Source organism: Cyclobacterium xiamenense, assembly GCF_042140265.1.
Classification (GTDB): Bacteria; Bacteroidota; Bacteroidia; order Cytophagales; family Cyclobacteriaceae; genus Cyclobacterium; species Cyclobacterium xiamenense_A.
This window is the reverse complement of record NZ_CP159481.1, coordinates 2,996,456-3,021,973: the sequence shown is the minus strand read 5'-3', so window position 1 is coordinate 3,021,973 and position 25,518 is coordinate 2,996,456. Positions and strand designations below refer to the sequence as shown.

18 protein-coding genes and 2 tRNA genes are annotated in these 25,518 nt (G+C 47.6%); 10 read left to right on the top strand and 10 right to left on the bottom strand.

The features are described 5' to 3' along the window. Nucleotides 1-35: 35 nt before the first annotated feature. On the bottom strand, nucleotides 36-1,070 hold the full coding sequence (locus ABWH99_RS12440; protein WP_375582173.1) for a FecR family protein: 1,035 nt from the start codon (nucleotides 1,068-1,070) through the stop codon (nucleotides 36-38). Between the two features lie 129 nt (nucleotides 1,071-1,199). Beyond that, nucleotides 1,200-1,793 (bottom strand): RNA polymerase sigma factor, encoded by a 594-nt coding sequence (locus ABWH99_RS12435; protein WP_375582172.1) that lies wholly within the window; start codon nucleotides 1,791-1,793, stop codon nucleotides 1,200-1,202. Between the two features lie 239 nt (nucleotides 1,794-2,032). On the opposite strand from ABWH99_RS12435, the gene ABWH99_RS12430 reads away from it, so the two are divergent. From ABWH99_RS12430 to ABWH99_RS12410, 5 genes are read left to right on the top strand one after another with little or no spacing between them, the layout of a single operon-like run. Beyond that, nucleotides 2,033-2,443 carry a MoaD/ThiS family protein gene (locus tag ABWH99_RS12430; RefSeq protein WP_375582171.1) on the top strand — a complete coding sequence of 137 codons (411 nt, stop codon included), beginning with the start codon at nucleotides 2,033-2,035 and terminating at the stop codon, nucleotides 2,441-2,443. Nucleotide 2,444: 1 nt separating this feature from the next. Then, entirely contained in the window at nucleotides 2,445-2,858 is a 414-nt protein-coding gene (locus ABWH99_RS12425; RefSeq protein WP_375582170.1) for a molybdenum cofactor biosynthesis protein MoaE, read from the top strand. Nucleotides 2,859-2,883: 25 nt separating this feature from the next. Then, on the top strand, nucleotides 2,884-3,873 hold the full coding sequence (gene moaA / locus ABWH99_RS12420; protein WP_375582169.1) for a GTP 3',8-cyclase MoaA: 990 nt from the start codon (nucleotides 2,884-2,886) through the stop codon (nucleotides 3,871-3,873). Between the two features lie 32 nt (nucleotides 3,874-3,905). Continuing rightward, nucleotides 3,906-5,102: a molybdopterin molybdotransferase MoeA gene (locus tag ABWH99_RS12415; RefSeq protein WP_375582168.1), complete on the top strand. Its 1,197-nt coding sequence runs from the start codon at nucleotides 3,906-3,908 to the stop codon at nucleotides 5,100-5,102. A gap of 6 nt (nucleotides 5,103-5,108) precedes the next feature. Further along, nucleotides 5,109-6,254 (top strand): XdhC family protein, encoded by a 1,146-nt coding sequence (locus tag ABWH99_RS12410; protein ID WP_375582167.1) that lies wholly within the window; start codon nucleotides 5,109-5,111, stop codon nucleotides 6,252-6,254. Between the two features lie 657 nt (nucleotides 6,255-6,911). Here ABWH99_RS12410 and ABWH99_RS12405 read toward each other — a convergent pair. From ABWH99_RS12405 to ABWH99_RS12395, 3 genes are all read right to left on the bottom strand, one after another. Further along, nucleotides 6,912-10,316 carry a HEAT repeat domain-containing protein gene (locus tag ABWH99_RS12405; RefSeq protein WP_375582166.1) on the bottom strand — a complete coding sequence of 1,135 codons (3,405 nt, stop codon included), beginning with the start codon at nucleotides 10,314-10,316 and terminating at the stop codon, nucleotides 6,912-6,914. A gap of 94 nt (nucleotides 10,317-10,410) precedes the next feature. Beyond that, entirely contained in the window at nucleotides 10,411-13,836 is a 3,426-nt protein-coding gene (locus ABWH99_RS12400) for a HEAT repeat domain-containing protein (RefSeq protein WP_375582165.1), read from the bottom strand. A gap of 134 nt (nucleotides 13,837-13,970) precedes the next feature. Next, entirely contained in the window at nucleotides 13,971-15,350 is a 1,380-nt protein-coding gene (locus ABWH99_RS12395) for an AGE family epimerase/isomerase (RefSeq protein WP_375582164.1), read from the bottom strand. 524 nt (nucleotides 15,351-15,874) lie between these two features. On the opposite strand from ABWH99_RS12395, the gene ABWH99_RS12390 reads away from it, so the two are divergent. From ABWH99_RS12390 to ABWH99_RS12380, 3 genes are read left to right on the top strand one after another with little or no spacing between them, the layout of a single operon-like run. Next, nucleotides 15,875-16,987, top strand: coding sequence for a Re/Si-specific NAD(P)(+) transhydrogenase subunit alpha (locus tag ABWH99_RS12390; protein ID WP_375582163.1), 1,113 nt, complete (start codon nucleotides 15,875-15,877; stop codon nucleotides 16,985-16,987). A gap of 1 nt (nucleotide 16,988) precedes the next feature. Then, nucleotides 16,989-17,306, top strand: a complete 318-nt coding sequence (locus tag ABWH99_RS12385; RefSeq protein WP_375582162.1) for an NAD(P) transhydrogenase subunit alpha — start codon at nucleotides 16,989-16,991, stop codon at nucleotides 17,304-17,306. A gap of 5 nt (nucleotides 17,307-17,311) precedes the next feature. Beyond that, complete coding sequence (locus ABWH99_RS12380; protein WP_375582161.1) at nucleotides 17,312-18,679, top strand: NAD(P)(+) transhydrogenase (Re/Si-specific) subunit beta; 1,368 nt, start codon at nucleotides 17,312-17,314, stop codon at nucleotides 18,677-18,679. A gap of 148 nt (nucleotides 18,680-18,827) precedes the next feature. Here ABWH99_RS12380 and ABWH99_RS12375 read toward each other — a convergent pair whose 3' ends face one another. The 4 genes from ABWH99_RS12375 to ABWH99_RS12360 form a co-directional block, all read right to left on the bottom strand. Next, nucleotides 18,828-19,163 (bottom strand): L-rhamnose mutarotase, encoded by a 336-nt coding sequence (locus tag ABWH99_RS12375; protein WP_375582160.1) that lies wholly within the window; start codon nucleotides 19,161-19,163, stop codon nucleotides 18,828-18,830. Between the two features lie 16 nt (nucleotides 19,164-19,179). Continuing rightward, nucleotides 19,180-20,010, bottom strand: coding sequence for an amidohydrolase family protein (locus tag ABWH99_RS12370; protein WP_375582159.1), 831 nt, complete (start codon nucleotides 20,008-20,010; stop codon nucleotides 19,180-19,182). A 13-nt stretch (nucleotides 20,011-20,023) separates the two neighbouring features. Continuing rightward, nucleotides 20,024-21,100 carry a 3-oxoacyl-ACP synthase III family protein gene (locus tag ABWH99_RS12365; protein WP_375582158.1) on the bottom strand — a complete coding sequence of 359 codons (1,077 nt, stop codon included), beginning with the start codon at nucleotides 21,098-21,100 and terminating at the stop codon, nucleotides 20,024-20,026. A gap of 181 nt (nucleotides 21,101-21,281) precedes the next feature. After that, nucleotides 21,282-21,917 (bottom strand): peroxiredoxin, encoded by a 636-nt coding sequence (locus ABWH99_RS12360; RefSeq protein WP_375582157.1) that lies wholly within the window; start codon nucleotides 21,915-21,917, stop codon nucleotides 21,282-21,284. Between the two features lie 222 nt (nucleotides 21,918-22,139). On the opposite strand from ABWH99_RS12360, the gene ABWH99_RS12355 reads away from it, so the two are divergent. Beyond that, nucleotides 22,140-22,214, top strand: a tRNA-Glu gene (locus ABWH99_RS12355). 34 nt (nucleotides 22,215-22,248) lie between these two features. After that, nucleotides 22,249-22,320 (top strand) — tRNA-Glu (locus ABWH99_RS12350). Between the two features lie 212 nt (nucleotides 22,321-22,532). Here ABWH99_RS12350 and ABWH99_RS12345 read toward each other — a convergent pair. Further along, nucleotides 22,533-25,514 carry a malectin domain-containing carbohydrate-binding protein gene (locus ABWH99_RS12345; RefSeq protein WP_375586574.1) on the bottom strand — a complete coding sequence of 994 codons (2,982 nt, stop codon included), beginning with the start codon at nucleotides 25,512-25,514 and terminating at the stop codon, nucleotides 22,533-22,535. Nucleotides 25,515-25,518: the final 4 nt, after the last annotated feature.

The following is a 25,518-nucleotide window of genomic DNA, read 5'->3' as shown; positions in this document are numbered from 1 at the left end:
TTTTGGGTATTGGTTTAAACTCTTGTATAACATTTTCAATAGACTCCATTTGCCCCGGGATAAATGACGACGCTTTTCCCATCAATTTCGAAATCAAAATGCATGGAGTGCGCCAAAACGGTAAGCACGTCAGACAAATACGCCTGTTTTTTAAATGTACCAGAACAGGTTACTTCCGGAACGGGTCCTTCCACGGCGATTTGAACGCCGTACCAATTTTCAAGCTTAGTTTTGACCAGCGCGAAGGGTTCTTTGTCAAAATGAAGAACGCCCTCCGTCCACAGAGAAATCTTCTCCGGGTCTACCGTATATTTTTTCATAGGTTGCTCGCCCCTGAAGACGAGACTGGCTTCGCCCGGACGCAAAAGCATGTCCTTACCGGTATCATCGTTCCGTATGTGGATTTTACCCGTGGCCAACGCAACTGCAGTGGATTCCAGGTAATCGGTATTAATATTAAAAGAAGTACCGAGAACGGTGGTCGTGAGGTGAGCGGCCTTCACCACAAATGGTAGCTGTTTGTACTTCTTTACTTCAAAAAATGCTTCGCCTGTCAACCGGACCTGGCGATTTTCTTTAAAGTTACGCGGATAACTGAGTTCACTGTCCGCATTTAAAAAAACAACGGAACTATCGGGTAATAAAATTTTTGATTTTCTGCCCTTTGGATTACTTTTCACTATCCAGGTAGTTTGTGCCTCCGGCACAGATACCCTCTCTGCGTCCGTAAACCGCTCCATGAACCCCACTTCGCGCAGCACGAAAAATAACAAAGCCAGGCAGGCAGCATACCGCAGCCAGGTGCGCAGGTGCCGAGAAAGCCCGCTATGGTTTCTTACTGATGCCATAGGCAGGTGTCCTCCCTTGCCCGGCTCAGGAGGATCAGGTTTCGCCGGTAGGCCCATTCCGTTTTGCCGCGTATTGGCCGCTACCCCCCACACCTTTTTCAACAAAAGTTGGAAATCTCGCTTTCCTTCAGGGCTTTCCAGGTAATTGATAAATTCCCGCGCCTGGCTTTTTGAAAGCTTACCTTCGTGAAAATCTTTCCAATGTTGATCAAAGCTCCTCATGTTTACCTGCTAGGTTATACGGTATATATCCCTAACACAGTCTATTTACTCATGCAAAGCTAAAAATTTCAATATTTTTTAATGAAAACACTTTTTTTGATAAAATAAAAAAATGAAAGCGAAAAAAAATTAGAAAAACAGCAAGAAAACGAAGAAATCGGAAGGGATTAAATCACTGGACGAAAGTTCCTGTTTCAATCTTTTGGTAGCTTTATAGAGTTGATTCTCAACGGTGCGTTTGGAGAGCTGCAATCGTCCAGCGATCTCATCCGCCGTAAGGTGCTCGGAAAATTTCAATTTAAAGACTTCCTGTTGCCCTTTGGGCAATGCCGCGATGGCTTTTTCCGAAAAGTGTTTTAACTCTTCGTACTCCATTTCCATTTCGGCGCTGCATGTTTCCCGCTCCCCAAAGTTCAATTGGTATTGGCGATAGGCGATTTCGAGTGCATGTTTCCGTGAGCGTTTAAAAATAGAGGAACGCATCATGGTAAAAAGATAGGCATTAAAGGAAAGCGAACAATCCAGCCCTTGCCTTTTTTCCCACACCTTTAGAAATACCTCCTGAACTACCTCCTCTGCGTCTTCATGAGGCAGGTACATTTTTTTACAGGTACAAAGGATTTTGTTAGCGAATAGCCCGTAAAGCTGATGAAAGGCATCTCGATCCCCATCCTTTAGGAGGCGTACCAGTTCTGGAATCGCCTTGAGATTTTTTGTTGACATTGGTCATAGGGACATTATCAGCTACAAGTAATGTATTTTTCCCAAAAATCACAATTATTTACTTGATTTTAAAAAATTGAAAAAATAATTATTGGTATTTCGATTTATTGATATTTTAGTATAGCCTATAATATAATATTTTTTATTAGTAGAGTAAACAATCATATATTTTTTGTATAATTAGAAAATTAACATAATTATTTAAAAAATAAACAAGGGATTAGGTTTTATTTTTTGTATTGAATTTAGAAGACTGGCTGAAAATCCATTCATTTTTTACCGCGCATCCCGATATCAGACGGAAATTTCCGACCTCGGTGCATCGGCTAAGAATAACCGGCACATTTTTTCGGTTAATCAACCGCGATTGTGTAAATTTAACCCTCGCAACGAAAACAAATAAGCCAGTTATGGAAATTCTTCTATTCGGGATTTCAAAGGAAATTATCGGTCGCCAAACGCTTGAGGTACCGAAAGAAGCGAATATAAAGTCGGTTAAAGGTCTGAAACAATGGATCCTGTCATCGTATCCGGAGATGGGAACAATCGCTAGTTTTGCGATAGCCGTGAATCAGGAATACGCAACCGACGAACGCCTTCTTGGAGAGAATCAAGAAATTGCGCTTTTACCACCAGTAAGTGGGGGCTGACATGAAAAAAATCGTACTCGTCCAGGAAATTGACCTACACGAAGTCCACGAATGGTTGCAACACCCGGAGGCCGGGGGTAGTACCCTTTTTATAGGAAACGTCCGGAACCACGCACAGGGAAAAGCAGTTGTTCGACTTCACTTCGAAGGATACGAACCGATGGCCCTTCGTCAAATGGAGGAGATTGCCTCAGAGGCCATGAAACGGTGGCCGATAAAGAAATTGCTAATGGTACATGCGCTGGGAGACAAGGAAATTGGTGAACCGGTGGTAGCCATCGGTACGGCTACCGCCCACCGAAACGATGCCTTTGAAGCCAGTCGCTACTTGATAGATGAGCTGAAAAGTCGGGTTCCGATTTGGAAAAAGGAGTATTTTACGGATAATACGGTTTGGGTAAATGCCCGCCCCTAACAGAAATCAGGAATGCATAAATGATATGAAAGGAACGCTGACAGATAGTTACGGAAGAACATTGGATTACTTGAGGTTGTCGGTCACTGATCGCTGCAACTTCAGGTGCTATTACTGCATGCCAGAAGAAGGAATAGATTTTGTTCAACGAAAAGATCTGCTCAGCTACGAGGAACTGGATTACCTTTGCACACTTTTTCTATCGCTTGGCGTAAAAAAAATTCGTATCACCGGGGGAGAGCCGTTTGTCCGAAAAGGCATCATGGGATTTTTAACCCAGCTTTCCCGACACCCTGAACTAAAAGAAATCACCCTCACCAGCAACGGGTCCATCAGTGAGTCTCAAATCAAGCAGTTGGCAACCCTGGGAATACGGAAAATTAACATTTCACTGGATTCTTTGGATCGGCAGCGTTTTTATGAAATCACTCGGAGGGATCGCTTCGAGGAGGTATTCGCTTGTATTTTGAATTTGGTAAAGGAGGGTTTCCTTGTTAAATTGAATTGCGTGGTGGATGGAAAGAAAAATACCCAAGATATCCTTCCTTTTGTTGAATTGACTAAAAACCAACCGATATCGGTACGTTTTTTGGAAGAAATGCCGTTTAACGGCACGGGCAAATTTGTTCCGCCCACATGGAACCATATTGCATTATTTGACTACATCAAACAACATTATCCGGACCTATTAAAGGTGCCAGACGAAAAGAACAGCACCTCGGTAAACTATCGGGTTCCTGGCTATGCCGGTAGCTTCGGAATTATCCCCGCGTTTAGTCGAACCTTTTGCGGTACCTGCAACAGAATCCGTCTTTCTGCCACCGGAGAGCTTCGGACCTGCCTATATGGACCACCTGTTGCAAACCTACGGGACGTACTTCGAAGCGGCGTGAGTGAAGGCGCGCTTATCGAAGAAATTGTCCGTGCAGTGGCAAGAAAGGAGAAAGATGGTTTTGAAGCGGAAGCGCAAAGCAAAAAAATTCCCAAAAAATCGATGTCATTTTTAGGGGGATAAGTACCCCTATCCATTCGACAATACGCATTGCCATGATATCCGTAGACGAAGCCAAGGAAATACTCTCAAAAAACCCCATAGCGCTGGCAGATACTTCCCTTCCCTTTCAACAAAGCCTGTACCATACCCTGGCTTCGGATGTATTTGCAGACAGAGATGCGCCCCCTTTTCACCGGGTGACCATGGACGGCATCGCCATCCGGGCCGCATCGCTGAAGTCCAACAAACGGTATCACATTGAAGGCATTCAAGCGGCTGGTCAACCACAACTCAGCCTCTCCGACGCCCACCATTGCCTGGAGGTGATGACCGGAGCAATACTACCAAAGAATACCGATTGTGTGATTCCGTACGAAAAAATCCACCTATTGGATGGAGTCGCTGAAGTAGACGATACCGGTTACTCACCCTTCCACAATGTCCACCTGAAAGGAACAGACGCTAAGAAAGGAGATCGGATTCTACAAAAAGGAACCTGGATTCACCCGGGAAAATTGAGTGTACTCGCCAGTCTCGGTAAGGCGCAGGTAGAGGTCCGTCAACTTCCAAAGGTGCTGGTATGTGCAACTGGCGATGAACTGGTGCCCGTGGCGCAGCAGCCACTCCCTCATCAGATTCGAAGCTCCAATGTATTCATGCTCGAAGCAGCGCTAAAAAGCCTCGGAATCAAGGGGCAAACGGCCCACCTGACAGATCACCGGGAAAAACTAAAAACGGAGATTGAAAAAGCACTGGAAACCTACGAGGTGTTACTGTTTTCAGGGGCCGTATCCAAGGGGAAATTTGACTTTCTCCCGGAAGTATTCCGGCAACTAGGCGTGGAGATTTTAATTCATGGAGTCAGACAGAAACCTGGAAAACCCTTTTTATTTGGTAGAAAGGGTAACCGGTTTGTTTTCGGATTTCCCGGAAACCCAGCTTCTACCCTGGTATGTTTTCATGCCTTTTTCAAAGCCTGGTTAGGTACATCCTTACAAAGGGAAACCGAATCCTCCTCTGCTATTCTGAGTGATGAGGTCCTGTTTAACCGCCCGGTTACCTACCATCTATTGGTGAAAACAGTCTTACGTGAGGGGAAAGTATGGGCAGTTCCCGTTAAAAATTCCGGTTCCGGAGACTGGGTACACCTATCGGAGGCCGACGCATTTCTCAGCCTTCCGGCGGTACCCTCCGTTTTTAAAAAAAACGACGTGTTTCCAATCACCTATTTTCACAAGGATAGCTTTTAGCAACCAATGAAAGAAATAAAGTCCATTGTAAAGGCCTATGAAGCAGCCCTTCAAAACGGAGAGGTGTCCGCATTGGCGACCGTAGTAAAAGTAGACGGCTCTTCTTACAGAAGACCGGGAGCACGCATGTTGGTAACCGAAAACGGTCAACTGACCGGAGCGATTTCCGGTGGATGCCTGGAAGGGGACGCGCTTAAGAAAGCCCAAATGGTAATCTTTAGCGAAAAATCCATGCTGGTCACCTACGATACTACCGACGAAGACGATGCGAAATTTGGCGTAGGACTTGGTTGTAACGGTATCATACATATCCTTATCGAACCCATCCTCCCGGATGCAGAAAACAATCCCATTGCCCTATTGAAGCAGTGCCTGGAAAACAGGGAAGAGAAAGTGATTGTGACCTTCTTTGATACGCAAAATAAAAGGGCCATCCAAACCGGCACCTGTATGCTACTAAGCGAAGACCGGCTCATCACCAACTCCAACCTGGACTCCGTACAAAAACCTTCCATCCAATTTGCTCAAGAAAAGGCAAAAAGCGTATTGAGTCAGCGGCAATCGCTGATCCTTCCGGTAGACCCTGCCAATACCTTGCAGGCCTTCGTGGAATTTATTTCGGCTCCGGTACAGTTGGTGGTTGTTGGTGCGGGCAACGACGTAATACCGCTGACTCAAATAGCCTCGGTCATGGGTTGGGACCTGATCCTGGTGGACGGCCGTTCCGATTATGCCACGAAATCGCGGTTTCCGATGGCTTCCCAACTGCTGCTGGGGAAAGCTTCCGAGGTACTTCCCCAGCTGCAACCGGACAGACGAACGGCGGTGCTATTGATGACCCATAATTTCAATTATGACCTCGCCGTTATGATCGAATTACATCCGTACGTATTTCCTTATTTGGGGGTGCTGGGTCCAAGGAAAAAACTCGAAAAATTGATTGAAAACCTGGAAAAGGAAGGGATTCAACTTTCTCCGGAGGACATGCAGCGAATCTACGGCCCAATGGGGCTGAACCTTGGAGCAGAAAGCCCCGAAGAGATCGCCTTGTCGATTGTTTCTGAGGTAACTGCCGTCCTGTCCGAACAAGAACCGATACATCTGAGAAGCAAACCTGGCCCCATACATACCGACGAAAATCTGCAAAACTAGTACCAGCCTAAACCAGTGGACTGATGTTTTTCAACGGGTTTCAAGCGCACAAAAGTAACGAGACAGCAGGTGGAAAAGCAGCAAAGGTACTTTCGTGTCAATGGTACCTGGAAGGCAAATAAAGCTCCTATCGAACAGCAATTGGAAAACAAAAAGGCTTCGTTTTCAATAAATTACGGTGCCCGTTGCCTACGGAATCATTTGACGTAGCTTCGGCCAGAAACCTCTCCTGAGGTATCGGAGGCCATAGACCAGCAGCAAAACCAATCGGTTGGAAAGATCATTCGTTTAAGTTTCAGATGATCACCGGGAGGATAATTGAGTAACAATCATTACCGGAGAACGCTACGGCTCTCATCCATTAATGCGCGCGGACAAAAAAAAACGGTGCATCGATTGAATTTTTTTATCGAATTATCCTGCATTGCGTGGACATCCTTCAATATGTGCACCGCACCGTTTATTCCGAGATCCTTTTTAAGAATCTATGGTTCGATACGTTTCTGATCGTTCACGCTAGGCCTTTCAGGAACAGGGTTGGCTTTTTTAGTAGTCGGATTCAACCCATCGCTCAACACGCTACACGCGAAAGAGATCCACTACCGCTGGAGGTATGACCAGACCCAAAGTCAACGCCTAGGGAAGCAGGTCATTCCATTAATTAAATGGCTCTTCGAGTGTCGCGAGGAAACTTACCAAGTCCCTGATTTCTCTCCGGGTGAGGTACTCCTTCATGTCGGGCATACTGGACGGAGCATCGCGCCGGTTCACTATGCTCGATTTTTGAATGAGTGTGTCGGGCTGATTCCCCATTTTAAGTGTGATGCTGTCGGCATTTTCGTCCACCTTTATCCCCGCAAGTTTTTTTTCTGACGCAAGCGTAAGCGTGACTACGCCAAACCCTGGTGCCAATCGTTTGCTGGGATTTATCAATGCTTCCAGCAATTGCTTCCGGCTAAGTTTTTTTCCGATACCGTTGAGCTTCGGCCCCGCATTGCCCCCAAAATCATCGTAGGCATGGCATTTGATGCATTGGCCGGTGGCATGCTGGAAGAAGATTCTCCTTCCCTTTGCCACATCCCCACCGTACATACTCCCACTATAGCTGGCAAGCAAATCGTCTTCCGACATTTCAGCCTTGATTTTTTCGTAGCGACTCAGCAGGTTTCCTGCTTGCATCCCCTCCATGGCTTCAAAAAACTCCAATTCGATAGCCGGTGGCAGTTGCCCGTTTTCCAATTGTTCCAATAGGCCCTCCAGCACGGGAAGAGAAGCTTTTTCATCGAGCTTTGCCAGCGTTGTGACGGCCGCTTGTTGTTCTTCCACCGTTCTCTTCTGAATTACCTCCTGAAGCAGCGATGCTTTCGTGGTATCGTCTATGTCTTGCTGTTCCAACAAGGCCAATCCAGCGACACGAACCTCCTTTTCCTTATCTTCCAGCGCAATTTCGATGGCATCGCCGATCGGGGCCTCCTCCATAGCGGCCAGCGACCGAAGGCAGGCCTCCCTCACTTCTGCAGCCGGGTCGGTCTCCAAAAGGCGTAACAAATTTCCAGCTGATTCACTGATTTCCAAACTACCTAATGCCTGGATGGCTGCTCTCCGTATGTCCGGGCTACTTTTTGCTATCAATTGCTGCAAGGTTTCAGCGCTATTTGCTCGCAAGCGGTTCAGGTCTCTATCCATTTCTCCACGGTACCAACCATCCACCCGGTCAAGTACGGATGGCGAGGCCCAGCTGCTAACCGTGGCAATGGCTTCCATCCGCATGGCCTCGGGTGCGTCGGATCGGGTACTGTAGTTCAAAAGATTCCTCAATGCCTCTTCCGATCCCCACCTGAGATTGGCATTAATGGCCCTACGCAGCAGAGGCTCAGAGGTAAAGCCACGACGATTCAAAAGATTACCCAGCGCGGGCAATGCTTCCGGTATGGAAAAATCATCGTTTATTGCGCGGGCTGCTTCGGCAACGATATACTCGCTCTCATCTTCCAAAAATTGTTGAATACCTTCGTGCCGCAATCTCCTAAGAGCCAGAACGGCTCCAAGGCGGGCATGTGAAGAAGGATGCGCTGCCAGCCCTACCAAAAAGTCCGGATCGGCAACACGGGACAAGGCCAGGCTGGCCGCATGACGGATGTACACGTCTTCGTCCATATTTTGTACCAGCAGGTCCACCAAAGGCTCCCTCCCTTCGGAATATCCAATCCGACCGATCGCTTCGGCGGCAAAAAACCGAACCCGGGCGTTAGAATCTCGTAGCAGTGGAAGCAATTCCCCTCCTGCAGGAGCATACCTCAGGTCGCCCAGCCATTTGGCAGCTTGCGCGCGAATCTCGGGGTCGCCGTCTTTAAGAAGAGGAAGTAGCGTTGCTGCTTTTTCGCGATCCATCCTGGCCAACTGGGAAATTCCCCATATCGAATGAATTCGGGCGAGCTGATTGTCGCTATCGCTTATTGTCACCTGAAACGCCTTAAATCCTTCCTCGCCTCGCTTCGCCAGCTCAAACTGAGCTTTTTGGCGTACCCGCTGGTCCTCATACGCGAGGAGTTGGTTCAGTTCCTCCCAGGACTTTTCCTCGAATTTAGCCGCCAAATGGGAGGCCGTGGTCTCAAAAAAACTGGAAGGCGCTGTCGTATCGGTCAATTTCCAAATCCTCCCGTATCCCTTATTTACCCAACCGTCGATCCAATCGGAGAAGTAAAGAGAGCCATCGGGACCAAAATCCATCCCCGTGGCCAGGATACCTCCGACCACCTTGTCCGTTTCTCCCATCTCAAAGCCCGCTCCTTTGGGTATAAGATCAAATGCGTGGATACCCGAACGAGCCGGATTTCCTGCAAATTCCGCAACAAAAAACTTATTTTTCCACTCGGGCCCCAGGGCCGTGCCCGGGTTGTACACCATTCCGGTAGGACCATTGATGTAATTCGCTATGGTGGGAATAAAATAGGCTGCTTGTCCTTCTGTTCTGGGCAAGTGCATGTTTTCGTCCATCCATACTTTGTAGGAATTATTCTTCGGATCCCGGTATTTACCAAATTGCCAATTGATACGCCAGCCTGTATCCGACCCTTCGACCAGATAGACAATACGTTCTCGTTCACCGCGGTGATCTCCGTCATTGTCCACGCTGATCAGGTTTCCGTATTCATCAAAGTCGAACTCATGGGTATTGCGAACTCCATAGGCAAAAATTTCAAAGTCACTCCCATCCGGGTTGGCCCGGGCGATGACTCCACAATTGGGATAGACATGCTCCTTGCCCTCCTTATCGACACCATGAAACCCAATGTCTCCAATGCCCCAGTAAATCTTCCCTTCCGGACCTACTTTTAATCCGGACATGTTGTGCCCACCAAAGCCGATATGCACGCCAAACCCGTGGACCAAAGACTCCTTTTCATCCATGAACCCGTCTCCGTCGCTATCCCGTAGTTTCCAGAGGTCCGGTGCAACGCCAACAAACAATTCGTCCTCATGGTAGAGGACGGCACCGGCCACATCGGATATTTCCTCATTGAAATCACTCACTATAAGTTGAGATCGGTCGGCACGCCCGTCGCCATCCGTATCTTCCACACGAAATACATTCTCTTTCTCTACGGTCAAATCCTTCCAATCGTGAGAACCGTCTTCGTTGATGTCGGGTAACCATTCGTTTTTTGAACTATTTTCCGGAGCAAGCTCCTCTCGGATGAAAGCCCTCCTGTCGTCGACATGCTGCATTTTCTGTGACGCGATCTCCCAATCTTGGTGACTCCGGATATCGAATTCCGAAATTTTCCTTCGATTGGTCTTCGAATAAAAAACGGTGCCCTCGTCGTCCATTTGCATGGAAATGGGGTCTGCGATCAACGAATCGACCGCCCATATGTCCAGCGACAGGTTTGGGTGAAATTCAGGCTTCACCAGGTTTAGAATTGCCGTTGCCTGCTGATTCACTTCTTCCCGGCTTAGTTCGCGACTTTCCGGGACCTCCGGCTTTTGGGAGCAGGCAATGAAAACAGGCAGGGAAACTGCCAACAAAAAATACATTCTAAAAAATCTGCTTCCAAACATTGATTGACTCGTGTAAACCATATAATGTAAACCAATTATTTTTTCTTCTTGTTTCTTCGTTTATCCATTAAATCCGGTCACCCATCCCCAATTACTATTCTTCGGTCAGGGTAACCAAAAAGCTGACCAAATTACGGATCTCTCGCTTGCTCAGCAAACCTTTCATATCGGGCATGGAGGAAGGCGCATTCGTCCGCTCTTTGATCTGCGTTTTCGGGATGGTCTTTTCCGGATCATTGCCTATTTTGAGCACGATCGAATCCTCATTCTCCCCGACCAATACACCCGTTACCGTTTCATCATCCAGCAACTGCAGGTTTACCCTACCGAAACCGGGAGCCAGGCGCTTTCCTGGATCGATCAAAGCTTCCAGCAACTGCTCCCTATTCAAAACAGATCCGATCCCATTTAATCTCGGACCCGCCGTACCGCCATAGTCATCGTACGCGTGGCAGCGGATACATTGACCCGCCTGGTGCTGAAAGAAGATTCGCCTTCCGGCGTTCTCGTCCCCTCCGTAGAGGCTTCCCGAATAGCTAGCCAATAAATCATCGGTAGCCCGAGCGGACCGCACGGAAGAAAAATGCTTCATTAGGGATTCATTTCCAAGTGATTCTACTGCCTCACCCAATTCCAATACCAATCCAGGATGGAGCTTTCCTGCCTCCCATTGATCCAGGAGCGCTTTCACTACAGGCAGCGCATAGATTGCTTCGACATCATTTAAAGCCAGCAAGGCTGCTTGTTTTTCTTCTATATCCTGCTTGTCGATCACGTCCATTAATAGACTTGCCGCCAATTTACCCCGAACATCCATGGTCCCCATCAACTCTATCCCTGCGATCCGTACGTTTTTCGCCGGGTCACGGGTAGCGCTTTCCAGCGCACGTTCCATATCTTCCGACCGCATTGCCGCTAACGCATCAAGTGCCGCTTCCCGAACCGCAGCATTCGAATCGGTCTCGAGTCGTTGAAACAGGCGACCGGAGGCCTGGGCTAACCCGATGTTTCCAGAGGCTTGAACAGCGGACAAACGCAGCTCAGCATTGGGATGATCAATGAGCGGAAGCACTGTCCCTGCCGATAAAGACTTGAGGCTCGCTGCATCGCGTTTTAACGCTCCCCTGTATCTCCCATCTACCCTGTCCAAAACCGAAGGGTCTGCCCAGGTTGCTAACGCTTCCAATGCCTCTCTACGAAGTAGGATCGGCGCCTTTTCGCTGGAAACAAAAGCAAGCAGATTCGCGAGAGCCGCGTCGGTCCCTACCCTGAGGTTGGCGTTGATCGCCCGTCGTAGTAACGGCTCCGACTGAAGCCCCTCTCTTTGGAGCAGGTCTCCCAATGCAGGTAAGGCCTCCGGTATGGAGAAGTCGTCGTTTATGGCTCGAGCGGCTTCTGCAACAATATTTTCGGATTGGTCTGGCAAAAATTCTGCGATAGAGGGATCCTGCATTCTACGCAAAGCGATCACAGCAGCTAAACGAACAGCAGCGGATGGATGGGTATGCAAGGAAGCCAATTCAGCCGAATTGCCAATTCTCGCAAGGGCCAGACTCCCCGCGTGACGCAGGTAAAGATCTGTATCCTGATTGCTCTGCAACATGTCGACAATGGGCTGTATGGCTGGTTCGTAAGCTATTCTGCCCAATGCCTCCGCGGAGAAAAAACGCACGCGGGCGTTGGAATCTTTCAGCAGCGGAATCAAAGCCTCCCCTGCACCCTCAAACCGAACGTCACCTAACCAACGTGCAGCCTGTGCGCGAATTTCCGGATCTTGGTCGGTAAGGTAGCTCATCAGAAGAACGCCACCCTTTTCCGTGGTGCTCGCCCGTTGTAGCTGGGCAATCCCCCAAATGGCATGAATACGCGCAAATTGGACGGAGGATAGACGAAGTTGCTTTTCAAAAATAGTAAAGCCCTGATCTCCTCTTTTTACGAGTTCGAACTGAGCTTTTTGCCTGATTCGTTGATCGGGATGTTCGAGTAGTGTACCTAATTCGGAAAGCTCCTTCCGTCCGAATCCAGATTTGATCAGCTGCTCCGTTTCCTTTCGGATCTGATTATTCTTCCCGGAGAGGTCGTCCAGTTTCCAAACCCTACCGTTATCTTTGGTTCCCCAGCCATCTATCCAATCCGAAAAATACAAGGCTCCATCCGGTCCGAAATCCATTCCGGTAGCCAAAATCCCTCCCATGATCTTTTTGGTTTCTTTCAAGTCAAAACCCGCTCCTTTTGGTTCCAACCTAAAGGCATGGATGCCCGAACGTGCAGGATTCCCGACAAATTCGGCTACAAAGAACGTATTCTTCCAGTTGTCCCCAAGTGCCGTGCCGGGGTTGTACACCATTCCGGTAGGACCATTGACGTAGTTGGCAATTGGAGGAATAAAGTATGCTGCCTGACCCTCGTGTCGGGGGAGATACATGCCTTCGTCCATCCACACTTTGTAGTCGTTGTTTTTGGGGTCCCGGTATTTACCGAATTGCCAGTTAGTTCTCCAACCGGTATCGGAACCATCTACCAGGTACACCAACCGTTCGCTTTCGCCCCGATGGTCACCATCGTTATCAACGCTTATCAAATTACCATAAGCGTCAAAAACAAATTCATGCGTATTTCTTAGGCCCATCGCAAAAATCTCGAAATCCGTCCCATCCGGGTTGGACCTGGCGATCACTCCTCGGTTCGGGTAATTGTAGGTGTTTCCCTCCTGATCGGTTCCCTGAAATCCGATATCTCCGATTCCCCAATATACCCGGCCATCGGGCCCCATCTCTGCACCGGACATCCCGTGCCCGCTGAAACCGATATGTACCCCATATCCATGGGAGATAGCAGTCTTTTCGACCACCAACCCGGTGCGTTCGTCCTCCCGCATGCGCCACATGTCTGGACCGGCGCCCACAAAGAGATCATCCCCGTATTTCATTACAGCCCCGGCCACATCGGTGACTTCTTCGTTAAGCCCTTCAAATACCAATTGGTATTGATCTGCCAATCCATCACCATCGGTGTCTTCTATCCGGTATATTTGTTCTTTTTCGATGGTTAAATCTCTCCAATCGCGTACACCGTCTTGGTTCACATCGGCGAGAAATTGGTTTTTTTCGCTGTTTTCTATCGACAACTCTTCCCGGAGAAAAGCCCGCTTATCCTCAATGGATTGCAGGCCAATCGACCTGATCTCCCAATCCTGGTGGCCACGAATATCAAACTCGGAATTTTTCTGGCGGTTGGTACGGCTGTAATAGAGCGCTCCATTGTTATCAAAATCAATGGATATGGGGTCAAAAACGAGAGAATCAGGTGCCCAGATACGAATTTCCAAACCTTCTTCCAGTTCGGGCTGTACCTTTTTTTCCAGCAACTCCGCCAATTCGGACACGGCTGCAGTATCCATTCGCTTGATTTTGAAGGATTCCGGTGAGGAATTGCAGGAGGATAAAATGACCAGTCCTATCAGACTGGCAATCGGCACACACGTTCTAAACCATGTGCCTTTTGGTACAGTTGGATTCATTGCTCGCTTGTGTCATTTGTTTTTTCCTCATCGCTGAGAAAAAAACAAATTGGATGAAATTTGGCAGGTAATATAAGGAAAAGTTAGGGAGTGGGAAATTGAATTTTTATAAACGCTTAAATACCGGTCCGTTTTCAATGATCCTCCCTATCAATGGTAAGTGCAAGGTGGGACGGATCGCGAAGTTTTTGGTCACAATTGTTTAACGCACGAAAATTATGATATGCCGTTTTCCAAATGTGTCCTTTTCTTTCCTTTTCCAATTCTGGCTGCTTATCCAAACCACCGGAATACCACTCTCCGTATTGGGGATCGATCAGGTATTCTTGTATGTAGGTCCATTGTTTTTTAAACTTTTCAAAATAGCGGTTAGGGTCATTGGGATACAGATCGGCCAGGATCAATAAGGTATTTAACCCTTCTGCCTGCGCCCACCAATTTTTCGTATCCTTTACGGTTTCCGGCGTATCCTCGCCTGGAAAATAATAGCCACCGTCATAAAACCCCCCGGTACCATTGTCCCATCCGAATTTTAGTGCATGGTCTACCATTTTTTTTCCTATTTCCCAGGTTTTGTAATCGTTTTTTATCCCCAAAACGTGGGAGGCCTCCATCATCAGGTAAGCTGTCTCTACGTCGTGCCCGTAGGAAACGTGATCGATGGAGTGATGCTTTTCGATGGCTTCCCGTCCCTCGTTTCGAAAACTAACGGGCGTCCAGTCTGGCTGAAGAAAGAGTTGCAAATACCCTTGCTCTTGCACAATTTTGTCCCGAATCAAGACAAGAAGCGCCTCCGTGCGTGTTTTTAACAGCGGATCTTTCCAAACCTGATATAGCTCCGTAAACGCCTCCAGCAAATGAATGGAGCTGTTTTGATCTTTGTATCCTACCGTGGAAGTGGAGGGTGTTTCAGGCGTTCGAGGCAAAGGATTGCCATTCCGGGAAAGGGACTGGTAATAGCCTCCATAAACGGGGTCATAACTGTGCGATTCCAGCCAGTAAAACGCCTTTTTCGCCAGATCCAACGCTTCCGGGTTGCCGGTTTCCGCATAGTAAGCCGCCAGACCATAAATTCCAAAAGCATTGCCATAGGCAGTTTTTTCGCCATCGCTCTCGCCAGGCAAATCCCCCGTTCGGGTAAGTAGTGTGTAAAACCCACCATAGGTCGCATCCCAAAACGAATCCCGTAAAAACTCAAAACCTATCTTTGCCCCTCGTTCGTAATGACTCACTTTCGGGTACCGCTCCATGAGTTTGGATAAGGTCCAGAGGTGCCGGGCCTGAGATACGATCATTTTTTGTTGATTTTCAGAAAGCGAAAAGTCGAACTCAAAGCTACTTAAATATCCGCCATATTGGGTGTCGTAGGCTTTGGGGTACCACAGGTTGACCATCTGGTGTTCGATGGAGTACGTTATTTCATCGGCAATTTCCAAACGCACCTCCTCCTGAGCGGAGCCGCGGTAGGCAAGAAGGTACACGATCAAGAAAGCGATTGATTTAAAGCAGGTCATGAATTTTGGGTTTTCAATGATTTTTGATTGGATCCGGCCGACACCCAATCCATTGGTTAAAAATAAGATACTTACTGCTAATGTGCATTATTTTTTCCGTTTTTTCCAGAATCGATACAAGACAACAATAAATATGGGAAGTAAGACGATCGGCCAATAGTCGAGAAAAGGAACGCTCCCTGCGGAACCATCGTCCTGGCCGTAGACCAACAGTGGAAGGAGAAAAAAAAAGAAAAGGATCAGGGGTGTAGTTTGCATGTTTTGGTTTTTTTATTTTGGTATTGTCACGATGAACCCCCACCGGATCGCAGGGGAATAATTCTAAATTTTTTCGATTATGTTTTGAAATTTAATTAAAAAAATGGTTTTAGCTTTTATTTTATGAAACTTTTGGAGGGGATTCCTGTAAAATCCCTAAAAAAGTGCTTTTTTTGCACTGCCAAATTACTATGGCTACCTTAACCCACAAGCACTGGCAACCTCTGGAAAAGGAATTGTTTTGAATCAATCAATTAACCACCAATATGATTTTAGGAATTTTAAAAGAACCTTCGCAGGAAACCAGGGTTTCTCTGCATCCGGAAGCCGTGAAGGTACTCACCGGATCGGGTAATCAGGTGTTAATCGAAGCGGGAGCAGGAGATTCCTCCTTTCTTTCGGACACCGTGTACCAGCAAGCGGGAGCAGTGGTCAAATCAAGGGCAGAGGTACTGGAAAGTGCAGAAATGATATTCCAGATCAATCCTCTTGGCGCCGAGGACCAGAAAAAACTCGGTCGGGGCAAGTACCTGATTGGGGTTTACCAGCCTTTGGTAGCCAGAGATCTAATGAAAACCCTGGCCGAAACGGGAGTTACCCTGTTCAGTATGGATTCCATACCACGCATCACCCGGGCGCAAAGCATGGACGTGTTGTCTTCCATGAGTACGGTATCCGGTTACAAAGCCGTACTACTCGCTGCGGCAAATTTGCCACGCTTTTTTCCCATGTTGATGACAGCCGCCGGAACCATTGCACCGGCCAAAGTACTGGTGATCGGAGCCGGGGTAGCCGGACTGCAAGCCATCGCCACTGCCAAACGACTGGGAGCTGTTGTGGAAGCGTTTGATACCAGACCCTCAGTCAAAGAGCAGGTAGAAAGTCTCGGAGGCAAATTTGTGGAAGTGCCTGGCGCGGTGGAAGACAAGGGAGCAGGAGGATATGCGGTAGAACAGTCGGAAGAGTACAAGCAAAAGCAGTCGGAAATGCTGGAGAAATCGATTATTAAATCGGATGTTGTCATTACGACTGCCCTAATCCCCGGGAAAAAAGCCCCCATCTTGATCACTAAGAGCATGCTTGAAAAAATGAAGCCTGGTGCCGTGGTGGTAGATTTGGCCGCTGCCAATGGAGGGAATTGCGAAGGAACGGAAAACAATAAAACAGTTACCCTATCTGATGTAACCATCATTGGCAATTCAGCCCTGCCATCCAGTATGCCGGAAGATGCCAGCAAAATGTACAGCAAAAACGTGCAAAACCTGCTGAAGTTATTGTTGAAAGAAGATAAAATCAACCTCAATTTTGAGGACGAAATCATCAAAGGAACCTGCATCACTCACGACGGTGCGGTTATTTATGAACCTTTATTAAAGTAAAATGGACGCAATCATCAACTATATATCTGTCAATCAACAGGAGTTTTACATTTTCATCCTGGCGGTATTTGTGGGGATAGAAGTCATCTCTAAAGTACCGACTGTATTACACACTCCGCTCATGTCAGGGTCAAATGCCCTCTCTGGGGTGGTAATCGTGGGTTCCATTATTGTTTTGGGAAAAACCGATCCCGCCAATTACCTGGCGCTGACGTTGGGATTTCTGGCGGTGCTCCTGGCGACGCTGAATGTGGTCGGTGGGTTCGCCGTGACCAACCGCATGTTAGAAATGTTTAAGAAGAAACCCGGTAAAAAATAAAAATTATGATTTTACAATTAATCGATATAGGCTACCTGGTTGCGGTGGTGCTTTTTATTCTGGGAATAAAACTGATGAGTCATCCAGAATCAGCAAGAAAGGGCAACAGCATCGCACTGGCCGGAATGATCCTGGCCATTGTGGTTTCCTTTTTCACCCCTGGATTGAATAATATTGCCCTTATTCTCACGGCCATAGCCCTGGGAACGGTGGGCGGACTTTACTCCGCCAAGACGGTGCAGATGACAGCCATGCCCCAATTGGTCTCTTTTTTCAACGGTATGGGTGGTGCCGCCGCAGCATTAATTGGCCTGGTGGAATACGGTGATCTTCCCGTGGACGATATCGGCAAAGGAAGCGTTTTGATGGCAAGTCTCGTGATCGGTTCGGTTTCCTTCTCTGGCTCCCTGGTTGCGATGGGTAAACTGCAAGGGGTCATAAAAGACATACGTGTGAACAAAATTCTCGCCTTCCTGGTGTTGGGTCTGGCCATTGCACTTGCTGTTTACGTACTGCTTTCCGGTCAACCAAAACCCCTGCTAGTCTACGGACTGGTCGCGCTGGCATTGATCTACGGATTGCTTTTCGTTTACCCCATCGGAGGTGCCGACATGCCAGTTGTCATCTCACTACTCAACTCACTCACGGGCGTAACGGCGGCAACAACAGGCTTGTTGTACGACAACAAGGTCATGCTTATGGGAGGTATACTGGTAGGCTCTGCCGGTCTGCTGCTGACCTTACTTATGGCCAAAGCGATGAATCGCTCTGTCAGCAATATCCTGTTTACTTCTTTCGGTACGGCTGCTGGTCCTGCCGGATCGGGGCAGGACGGAGACCAAGTGGCCAAAGAAATCAGCGCTTACGACAGTGCCATCCTTCTGGCCTATGCCAAACGAGTAGTCGTCGTACCGGGATACGGACTGGCTGTCGCCCAAGCCCAACACGCCGTACACGATCTGGAAAAGATTCTGGAAGAGAAAGGTGTCGAAGTAAGTTACGGGATCCATCCGGTAGCGGGTAGAATGCCCGGCCATATGAACGTCCTTTTGGCGGAATCCGATGTCTCTTACGACAAACTCATTGAGATGGACGACATGAACGAACAGCTTCCAAACACGGACGTAGTCATGGTAATCGGTGCCAACGACGTAGTGAACCCTGCTGCAAATGATGATCCTTCCAGCCCAATATACGGCATGCCCATTCTTGAAGTCAACCGGGCAGCCAACGTCATTGTTATCAAACGTAGCATGAGTTCCGGTTATGCCGGAATTCAGAATGCGCTCTTTTTTGACCCGAAAACCCGAATGCTTTTCGGCGATGCCAAAAAAGTATTAAATGGCCTTGTTAGTGAAGTAAAGAACATGTAAAAAGACACAAGGGACTACCTACTGAAAAAAGGCTACCTGGCACATTCAGGTAGCCTTTTTTTAACTCAAGGGATACCTACAAAAAAAGAGGCCTTAAAAGAGGAAACCCACTCGACCCGCAGGTACCGCAAGTTTGTGGGGGTCAATGTCAATCAGACAAGGAAAAAATATGATCCATCCGAACCCATTTTTCACCGGGTGGTGCCCAGGGCAACGATTTTTGCAGCCTGCCCATCAATTCTTCCCATTCCTGCACTTGCGGATTGGACGCATCCATCTTCGCCTTTTTTTCAAAAGAAAACTCCTCTCCCACTTCCATGATCATAAATAGCCGATTGCCTGTCAGGTAAATATCCATCAACTTGATGTCGGCATCCCGAATACTTTTCTTAATGGCATCAGGAACCCTAAGGTGGTGGGCTTTGTACTGTGCGATTATTGCAGGATCGTTTTGAAGATCCAATGCAAAGCAATAGCGTTTCATACGTAGTATTGATTAATCATAGTCTGTAAAATCTTTGGGCATTGTCGTGCCAGATCTTCTGCTGCAAGGGTAGCGAATGCGCCTTTAGGTATGCCTCCAACACCCCAATCACTTGTCCATAGGTAGCCGCCAATCCGCAGACAGGCCAATCCGAACCAAACAATAGTCGATCTTCTCCAAAGGCTTCTGCTATGGTATCCAGGTAAGGAAAAAAATCTTCTTTTTTCCAGCGAAACCAATCGGCCTCCGTGACCATTCCGGATACCTTGCAGCAAACCTGCGGATGGGCTGCAAGTTCACCTATCTTTACCTTCCAATTCGCAACCTCGCCTTGCTTGATGTCTGGTTTTGCAAGATGATCCAACACAAACCTGCCCTGTGGAAAATTCCCCACTGTTTGTATGGCTGCGTCCAATTGATGGGGAAGCACCAATAGGTCGTAACTGTAACCTGCCTCGAAAATCATTTGGAGTCCCTGCTGAAAAGAGGGCTGCAGCATGAATTCGGGATCTTCCTCATCCTGGATTTGATGTCGAAAGCCTTTCAGCTTATTGAAAGGCTGATAGGCCTTCAAGGAATCTGCGAGATGACCTGACCTTAGGTCAACCCAGCCCACCACCCCCAGTATAAAGGGGTGTTCGGCCGCCAACTCAAGTAAAAAATGGGTTTCCGATGCTTCCGCTACAGCCTGAACAGCTACGGTTCCCAGGACCTCATGAGCTTGCAGATAGGGCAGCAAATCCTTCGGCAAAAAATCTCTGGCAAGGTATTCCATACCGGTCCCAATCCAGGGATAGCGTTCGGGGAGGTATTGCCAAAAATGCTGGTGTGAATCGATTTTTTTCATGGTACATATGGCTTTAGTACGGATGGCGATATATCATGACATTGATATTCATTCCGGCACCTACTGAAGCAAACAACGCATGCTCACCTGGAACAAACCGGTGGTGATCCAACTTGCCTTTGGCTACCAGGTCGTACAGAATGGGAACGGTCGCCACCGAGTTATTTCCTAATTTCTGAATACTCATGGGCATCAGATCATCCGGTATCCGATCCTGCTCATACAAGTGAAAAAGACGCTGCAGAATGTTGTGATCCATCTTGGCATTGGCCTGATGAATCAACACCTTTTTGATTTTCTCCAGCGGCAAGCCGGCTCGATCGATACAAGCTTTTACTGTCACCGGAACGGTTTTTATGGCGTATTCGTATAGTTTCCTTCCATTCATCTTTAAAAAAAGTGTATCGTCCGGATAATTCGAGTTATAAGAGGAGCCCATGGTGAGTAAATGAGCGTGATTTAAGGTATCCGACCGGGTTAGATGGGTGAGTATACCTACCTTTTCCTCCGTTTCGTATGCTTCCAGAATGACAGCACCCGCCCCATCGGAAAAAATCATGCTATCCATATCGTGTGGGTCCGAAATCCTCGAAAGATTCTCCGCACCGATGACCATCACGCGTTTCGCTTCGCCGGATCGGATGTAGTAATTGGCCTGGATCATGCCCTGTACCCAACCTGGACAGCCAAAAGGCAGGTCATAGGCGACGGTGTAGGGATTTGCTATACCCAATTTATGCTTAACCCTCGCTGCCAGGGTCGGACAGGTATCGATGCGAATATTGTCGCTTCGAATGTCTCCAAAGTTATGGGCAAAAATGATGTAATCGAGGGATTCACCATCGATGCCAGCGGTGTCCAAGGCATCCCTTGCCGCAAGATAGCCCATATCTGAGGTCATAAGGTCTTTCTCCAGGTACCTTCTTTCGCTGATTCCCGTAATTTTCTGCAGTGTTGCGACAATGTCCTGGTTTGGTTTTTCCAGTCTTTCTCCGTCGGCGCCGAAAAATTCTCTGGTTAAAAAATAATCGTTGGGAATTCGAACGGTCGGCAGGTAGCTTCCCGAACCAATTATTATGCTTTGTATCATCTGCTTTTCTATCTGTAATCCGTTTGTCGGAAACCTAAAACTCCTAAAGTAAGAAATTTTCGCTTACGGCTATTAAAAAATAAAAAATCATTGGCGCTGGACCACTACATTTAGATGGGTAATGCGCGGATTCTGGCAAAAAACAAAAAAAAGGATGATTTGCATCATCCTTTTTTCGTTTTTAAAGATTAGGTTGCGGCGTGGTCCGTAAGTAAGGTTTGATCTCCTGATGTCCTTTTGGAAATTTAGCCGGTATGTCCTCGTTCTTGATGGCGGGAGAAATGACCACATCCTCGCCATGCTTCCAATTGGCGGGTGTAGCAACGCTATAATTCGCCGTAAGCTGCAGGGAATCGATCACGCGAAGTAATTCGTCGAAGTTTCTCCCGGTACTCGCAGGATAGGTGATGATCAACTTTATCTTTTTATCGTTTCCAATAACAAATACCGAACGAACCGTGAGTTTGTCGTTTGCATTCGGATGAATCATGTCGTACAATTCGGACACTTTCCGATCTTCGTCCGCGATAATTGGAAAATTTACGGTCGTATGCTGGGTTTCATTAATGTCATTGATCCAGGCGTGGTGACTATCGATACCATCCACGCTGAGCGCCAGCATTTTAACATTTCGCTTTTCAAATTCCTGCTTTAATTTGGCGGCAGCCCCCAGTTCCGTTGTACATACCGGTGTGTAATCAGCGGGGTGAGAAAAGAGGATTCCCCAACTATCGCCCAGGTATTGGTGAAAATTGATTTTTCCCTCGGTCGAATCGGCTGTAAAATCCGGTGCAATATCTCCTAATCGTAATGACATAGTTAATAAATTTAAATTAATCTATAGGTTTTGTAGGGAAACGAACTTACGCGGAAAAAAGTTTGGTAAACGAGACCTTTTTGCACAAAACCATTTTTAATGGCTAATTTTCAAAGGTTTGGCACAGGTCTACCGAATAATTTATTGGTGGGTTTTGGTTTGTTATTGAAAGAGTCTATATTTGCATCACCTTTCAGGAAAGAGCAAAATCCCATCTGAAATGGTCCGTTCGTCTAGGGGTTAGGACGCATCCCTTTCACGGATGAAACACGGGTTCGATTCCCGTACGGACTACCAATAGTATTCATTGCATTTGTTCTTTTTTCCTTTAGGTCCGTTCGTCTAGGGGTTAGGACGCATCCCTTTCACGGATGAAACACGGGTTCGATTCCCGTACGGACTACAACAAATTCGATTCGTTTGTCTTTGCACAGACGAGTCCTATTTGTGGTTGTTAGTGGTTAAAGTGAATAAAAAAGCCTGGTCTCTTGACCAGGCTTTTTTTTGTACCTGTGCGTTGGAAAAGAAAGCGCAAGCAATGCATCCCGTTTTCATTAGGTCCAATAACCAAAAAACCCGGTCTTCCGACCGGGTTTTTTGCTCCATTTTGGGTAATTAATATGCAACAATAAGACGCAGTTGCTTACTACCCCCTTGCTTCGAAATCAACCGAACCAGATATACTCCCTGTTCGAGCCGATCTATTGGTAACAGGTATTCCGATGGTGCTTTTTCTGCGGTATTCAGCAACATTACCTGCTGTCCCGAAAGCGAATAGATACCTATCCAATCCAAAGGCATGTCTCCATCGATCTTCACGAATGCTTCGTTCTTCGCTGGATTGGGATAAATCGTAGCCGATGGGAAGGGTTGGATACCCTCCTCACCAAACCTCATTTCTTCGGCATCATTCGAATGAACCAATAGCCTGGCGCTGCTACCCAGTGTTCCATCTTTAGCAGTAAATCGTTCCAGAACGAGCCCGGTTAGGCTTGCGTTATTGGCTGACGCGATAAGACTGATATCCATCACACCATCCGTTACCTCTATGTTCTCGAATACCAACTCCGTTGGAAGGTTGCCGCTTTCTACGAAAATATCGAAATCATCCTTCACCAACTGCCCCTCTATCTGGATGTCAAATACACGATTTCCCGGGCCGGCCGCTGGGCCAGCTTTTCCATACCACAATTCGTTGTGAAAGGTCCTTACCCTATAGGTTCCGTTTTCTACCGGAATGGTGTAAGAGAAATTACGTCCGAACCGCTCTGATTGGAACAAGGGTATGCTACTACCCGACCCATTGACAAAGGTGCTGTTACTTGAGTAAATAGATGGATAGTTCTGATCCCCAACAAAGTCCTCTCCCTGGTAATTGGTACTAGCCAAGGTGCCGGCGTTTAAATAAAGCGCCCAAACAGGCAACTCGTCGGTAATTTCAACAGAAACCTGATCCGTGCTGCTGGCATTGGTCGAGTCCGTGACGACAAGCTGCACCTGATACACACCCGGAGTTGTAAAGACATGGGTCGGATTCATTTCCTCGCTACTACCTCCATCTCCAAAATCCCAGGAATAGGAAAGTGGTCCGTTTCCAATCGAATTTGAACCGTTAAATGTGATCTCAGCGGGCGCTACCCCCTCCAGCGTGCCTGGCAAAATCAAGGCCTGGGGCTCTGTCAGAGCATCCGCTACCGATTCAATACTAAACCCTGAAATGGAAGCATTATTGGCCTGAGCGAAGAGATTGATGTTCAATTCGCCATCTCGAACAATCACATTCTCAAACGTTAGTTCGGTAGGTGCGTTGTTGAACTCTGCAAACAAGTCGAAATTACTCTTCACAATTTCCCCCTCCAGACGAATGGAAAATACCCGTTGTCCTACTGCTGCAGCCGGACCGTATTTCCCAAACCACAATTCATAATGGTACGTTTTTACGCGGTAAATTCCGTTTGCTACGGGTATGGAGTAGGTAAAGTCTTTACCAAAGCGTTCTGTCAGGTACAAGGCCGCGGCTCCTGCACTTGGATTGCTGTTGGCAGAGGAAGTCGTGTAGCTGGCTATCGAAGTGTCCTCACCGATAAAATCAGTATCGAGGTAACCAACCGTCGCATTGGACCCCGAATTAACCCGCAAAGTAAACGCCGGCTGAACTTCCTCTGCAGTCACTTGAATGGAAACCACAGCGGTATCTTGATTGCCTAATGAGTCGGTTATGGTCAACTGGGCAGTGTAGGAGCCAGGATCGGTATAGGTATGTACCGGATCCGCTTCAGTAGCATGCTGACCGTCCCCAAAATCCCAATAGAATTCCAACGGCTGCAGTCCCCCCGAATTACTACCGAAAAACTCCACGGCTAATGGTGCCATACCGGATTCGTTCGTTGCTGTCGCCACGGCCTCCGGTACTAACGTAGCATCCTCCGAAATAATTGAGAACCCTGCAATGGACCCATTATTTGACGAAGCAACCAATCGGATTGACAAAACGCCATCCCTCACCTCGATACTTTGGTGGGTCAGTTCGAGTGGTTGATTGGCATTTGCCACAAACAAATCGAAATCATCTTCTACCACCTGTCCTTCGACGGCAATGTCGTACACGCGCTGCCCGGGGGCACTCGCAGGACCATTTTTACCAAACCATAATTCGTTGTGGTAGGTTTTCACGGTATATACACCGTTGGGGACTGCGATGTCGTACCCGAAGTCCTTTCCATACCGCTCCGTAAGAAAAAACTCACCGTTCGCTCCACCTCCGATAAAAGAGGTCCGAGAAGTCGTAAACGTAATGTCCGCATCTCCCTCTCCCTGGAAATCCACTCCGCCATACGTACTGGAAAAATTGGTGCCTCCGTTCACATGTAACTCGAAATAATTGGGCGAAAGCACGCGAATCTGGATCTCATCGTTTGCCTGATCCCCCTGTTCGTTGTACACAGTCAACGAAACCTGATAGTCTCCGGGAGTATCGAACACATGGGTTGGATTGAGTTCTGCAGAGAAGGTTCCGTCTCCAAAATCCCAGAAATGACTGAAATCAGATGGTCTTCCGATGTCGTTTGAAAAAGTAACTTCCAGAGGCCCTTTTCCTGACACCGTAGAAGGATTGATCGACGCCAGCGGAACCGATCCCAATTCTCCCTGATTCACGATCGATATGCCAGATATCGACGCGTTATTCGCGGATGCAACCAATTCGATTTGCAGCATTCCGTCCAATACTTCAATGTTTTCAAAAACCAGCGCGGTCGGTTGATTGTCATTCTCCAAATAGATATCAAAATCGTTCTTTACGACATCGCCTTCCAGGATCACGTCGTACACCCGTTTCCCAGGCCCGGCAACACCCCCTCCGGGTTGCCCAAACCAGGTTTCCGTGTGGTGAGTAGTGACCTTGTATATCCCATTCGGCACCGGTATCTCATAGACTATGTACGGAGAGAATCGTTCGGATCTGTAAAGGGTGTCCAGGGCAAGATTTGAATTGGTGTAATGGGAGCCACCGTTATGAATCTCGGTGCGAAGTATGTCGCCCAGGTAGGTATTGCCTTCGAAATTTGTATCCTTTGACGAACCTGTATTGTAATAAATCGAT

Coding starts and splice junctions, on each gene's coding strand:
- ABWH99_RS12395 (WP_375582164.1), bottom strand. CDS start 15,350: ATGACCTGCTTTAAATCAATCGCTTTCTTGATCGTGTACCTTCTTGCC.
- ABWH99_RS12415 (WP_375582168.1), top strand. CDS start 3,906: ATGATATCCGTAGACGAAGCCAAGGAAATACTCTCAAAAAACCCCATA.
- ABWH99_RS12380 (WP_375582161.1), top strand. CDS start 17,312: ATGATTTTACAATTAATCGATATAGGCTACCTGGTTGCGGTGGTGCTT.
- ABWH99_RS12435 (WP_375582172.1), bottom strand. CDS start 1,793: ATGTCAACAAAAAATCTCAAGGCGATTCCAGAACTGGTACGCCTCCTA.
- ABWH99_RS12375 (WP_375582160.1), bottom strand. CDS start 19,163: ATGAAACGCTATTGCTTTGCATTGGATCTTCAAAACGATCCTGCAATA.
- ABWH99_RS12385 (WP_375582162.1), top strand. CDS start 16,989: ATGGACGCAATCATCAACTATATATCTGTCAATCAACAGGAGTTTTAC.
- ABWH99_RS12405 (WP_375582166.1), bottom strand. CDS start 10,316: ATGTTTGGAAGCAGATTTTTTAGAATGTATTTTTTGTTGGCAGTTTCC.
- ABWH99_RS12425 (WP_375582170.1), top strand. CDS start 2,445: ATGAAAAAAATCGTACTCGTCCAGGAAATTGACCTACACGAAGTCCAC.
- ABWH99_RS12440 (WP_375582173.1), bottom strand. CDS start 1,070: ATGAGGAGCTTTGATCAACATTGGAAAGATTTTCACGAAGGTAAGCTT.
- ABWH99_RS12365 (WP_375582158.1), bottom strand. CDS start 21,100: ATGATACAAAGCATAATAATTGGTTCGGGAAGCTACCTGCCGACCGTT.
- ABWH99_RS12410 (WP_375582167.1), top strand. CDS start 5,109: ATGAAAGAAATAAAGTCCATTGTAAAGGCCTATGAAGCAGCCCTTCAA.
- ABWH99_RS12370 (WP_375582159.1), bottom strand. CDS start 20,010: ATGAAAAAAATCGATTCACACCAGCATTTTTGGCAATACCTCCCCGAA.
- moaA (WP_375582169.1), top strand. CDS start 2,884: ATGAAAGGAACGCTGACAGATAGTTACGGAAGAACATTGGATTACTTG.
- ABWH99_RS12400 (WP_375582165.1), bottom strand. CDS start 13,836: ATGAATCCAACTGTACCAAAAGGCACATGGTTTAGAACGTGTGTGCCG.
- ABWH99_RS12390 (WP_375582163.1), top strand. CDS start 15,875: ATGATTTTAGGAATTTTAAAAGAACCTTCGCAGGAAACCAGGGTTTCT.
- ABWH99_RS12360 (WP_375582157.1), bottom strand. CDS start 21,917: ATGTCATTACGATTAGGAGATATTGCACCGGATTTTACAGCCGATTCG.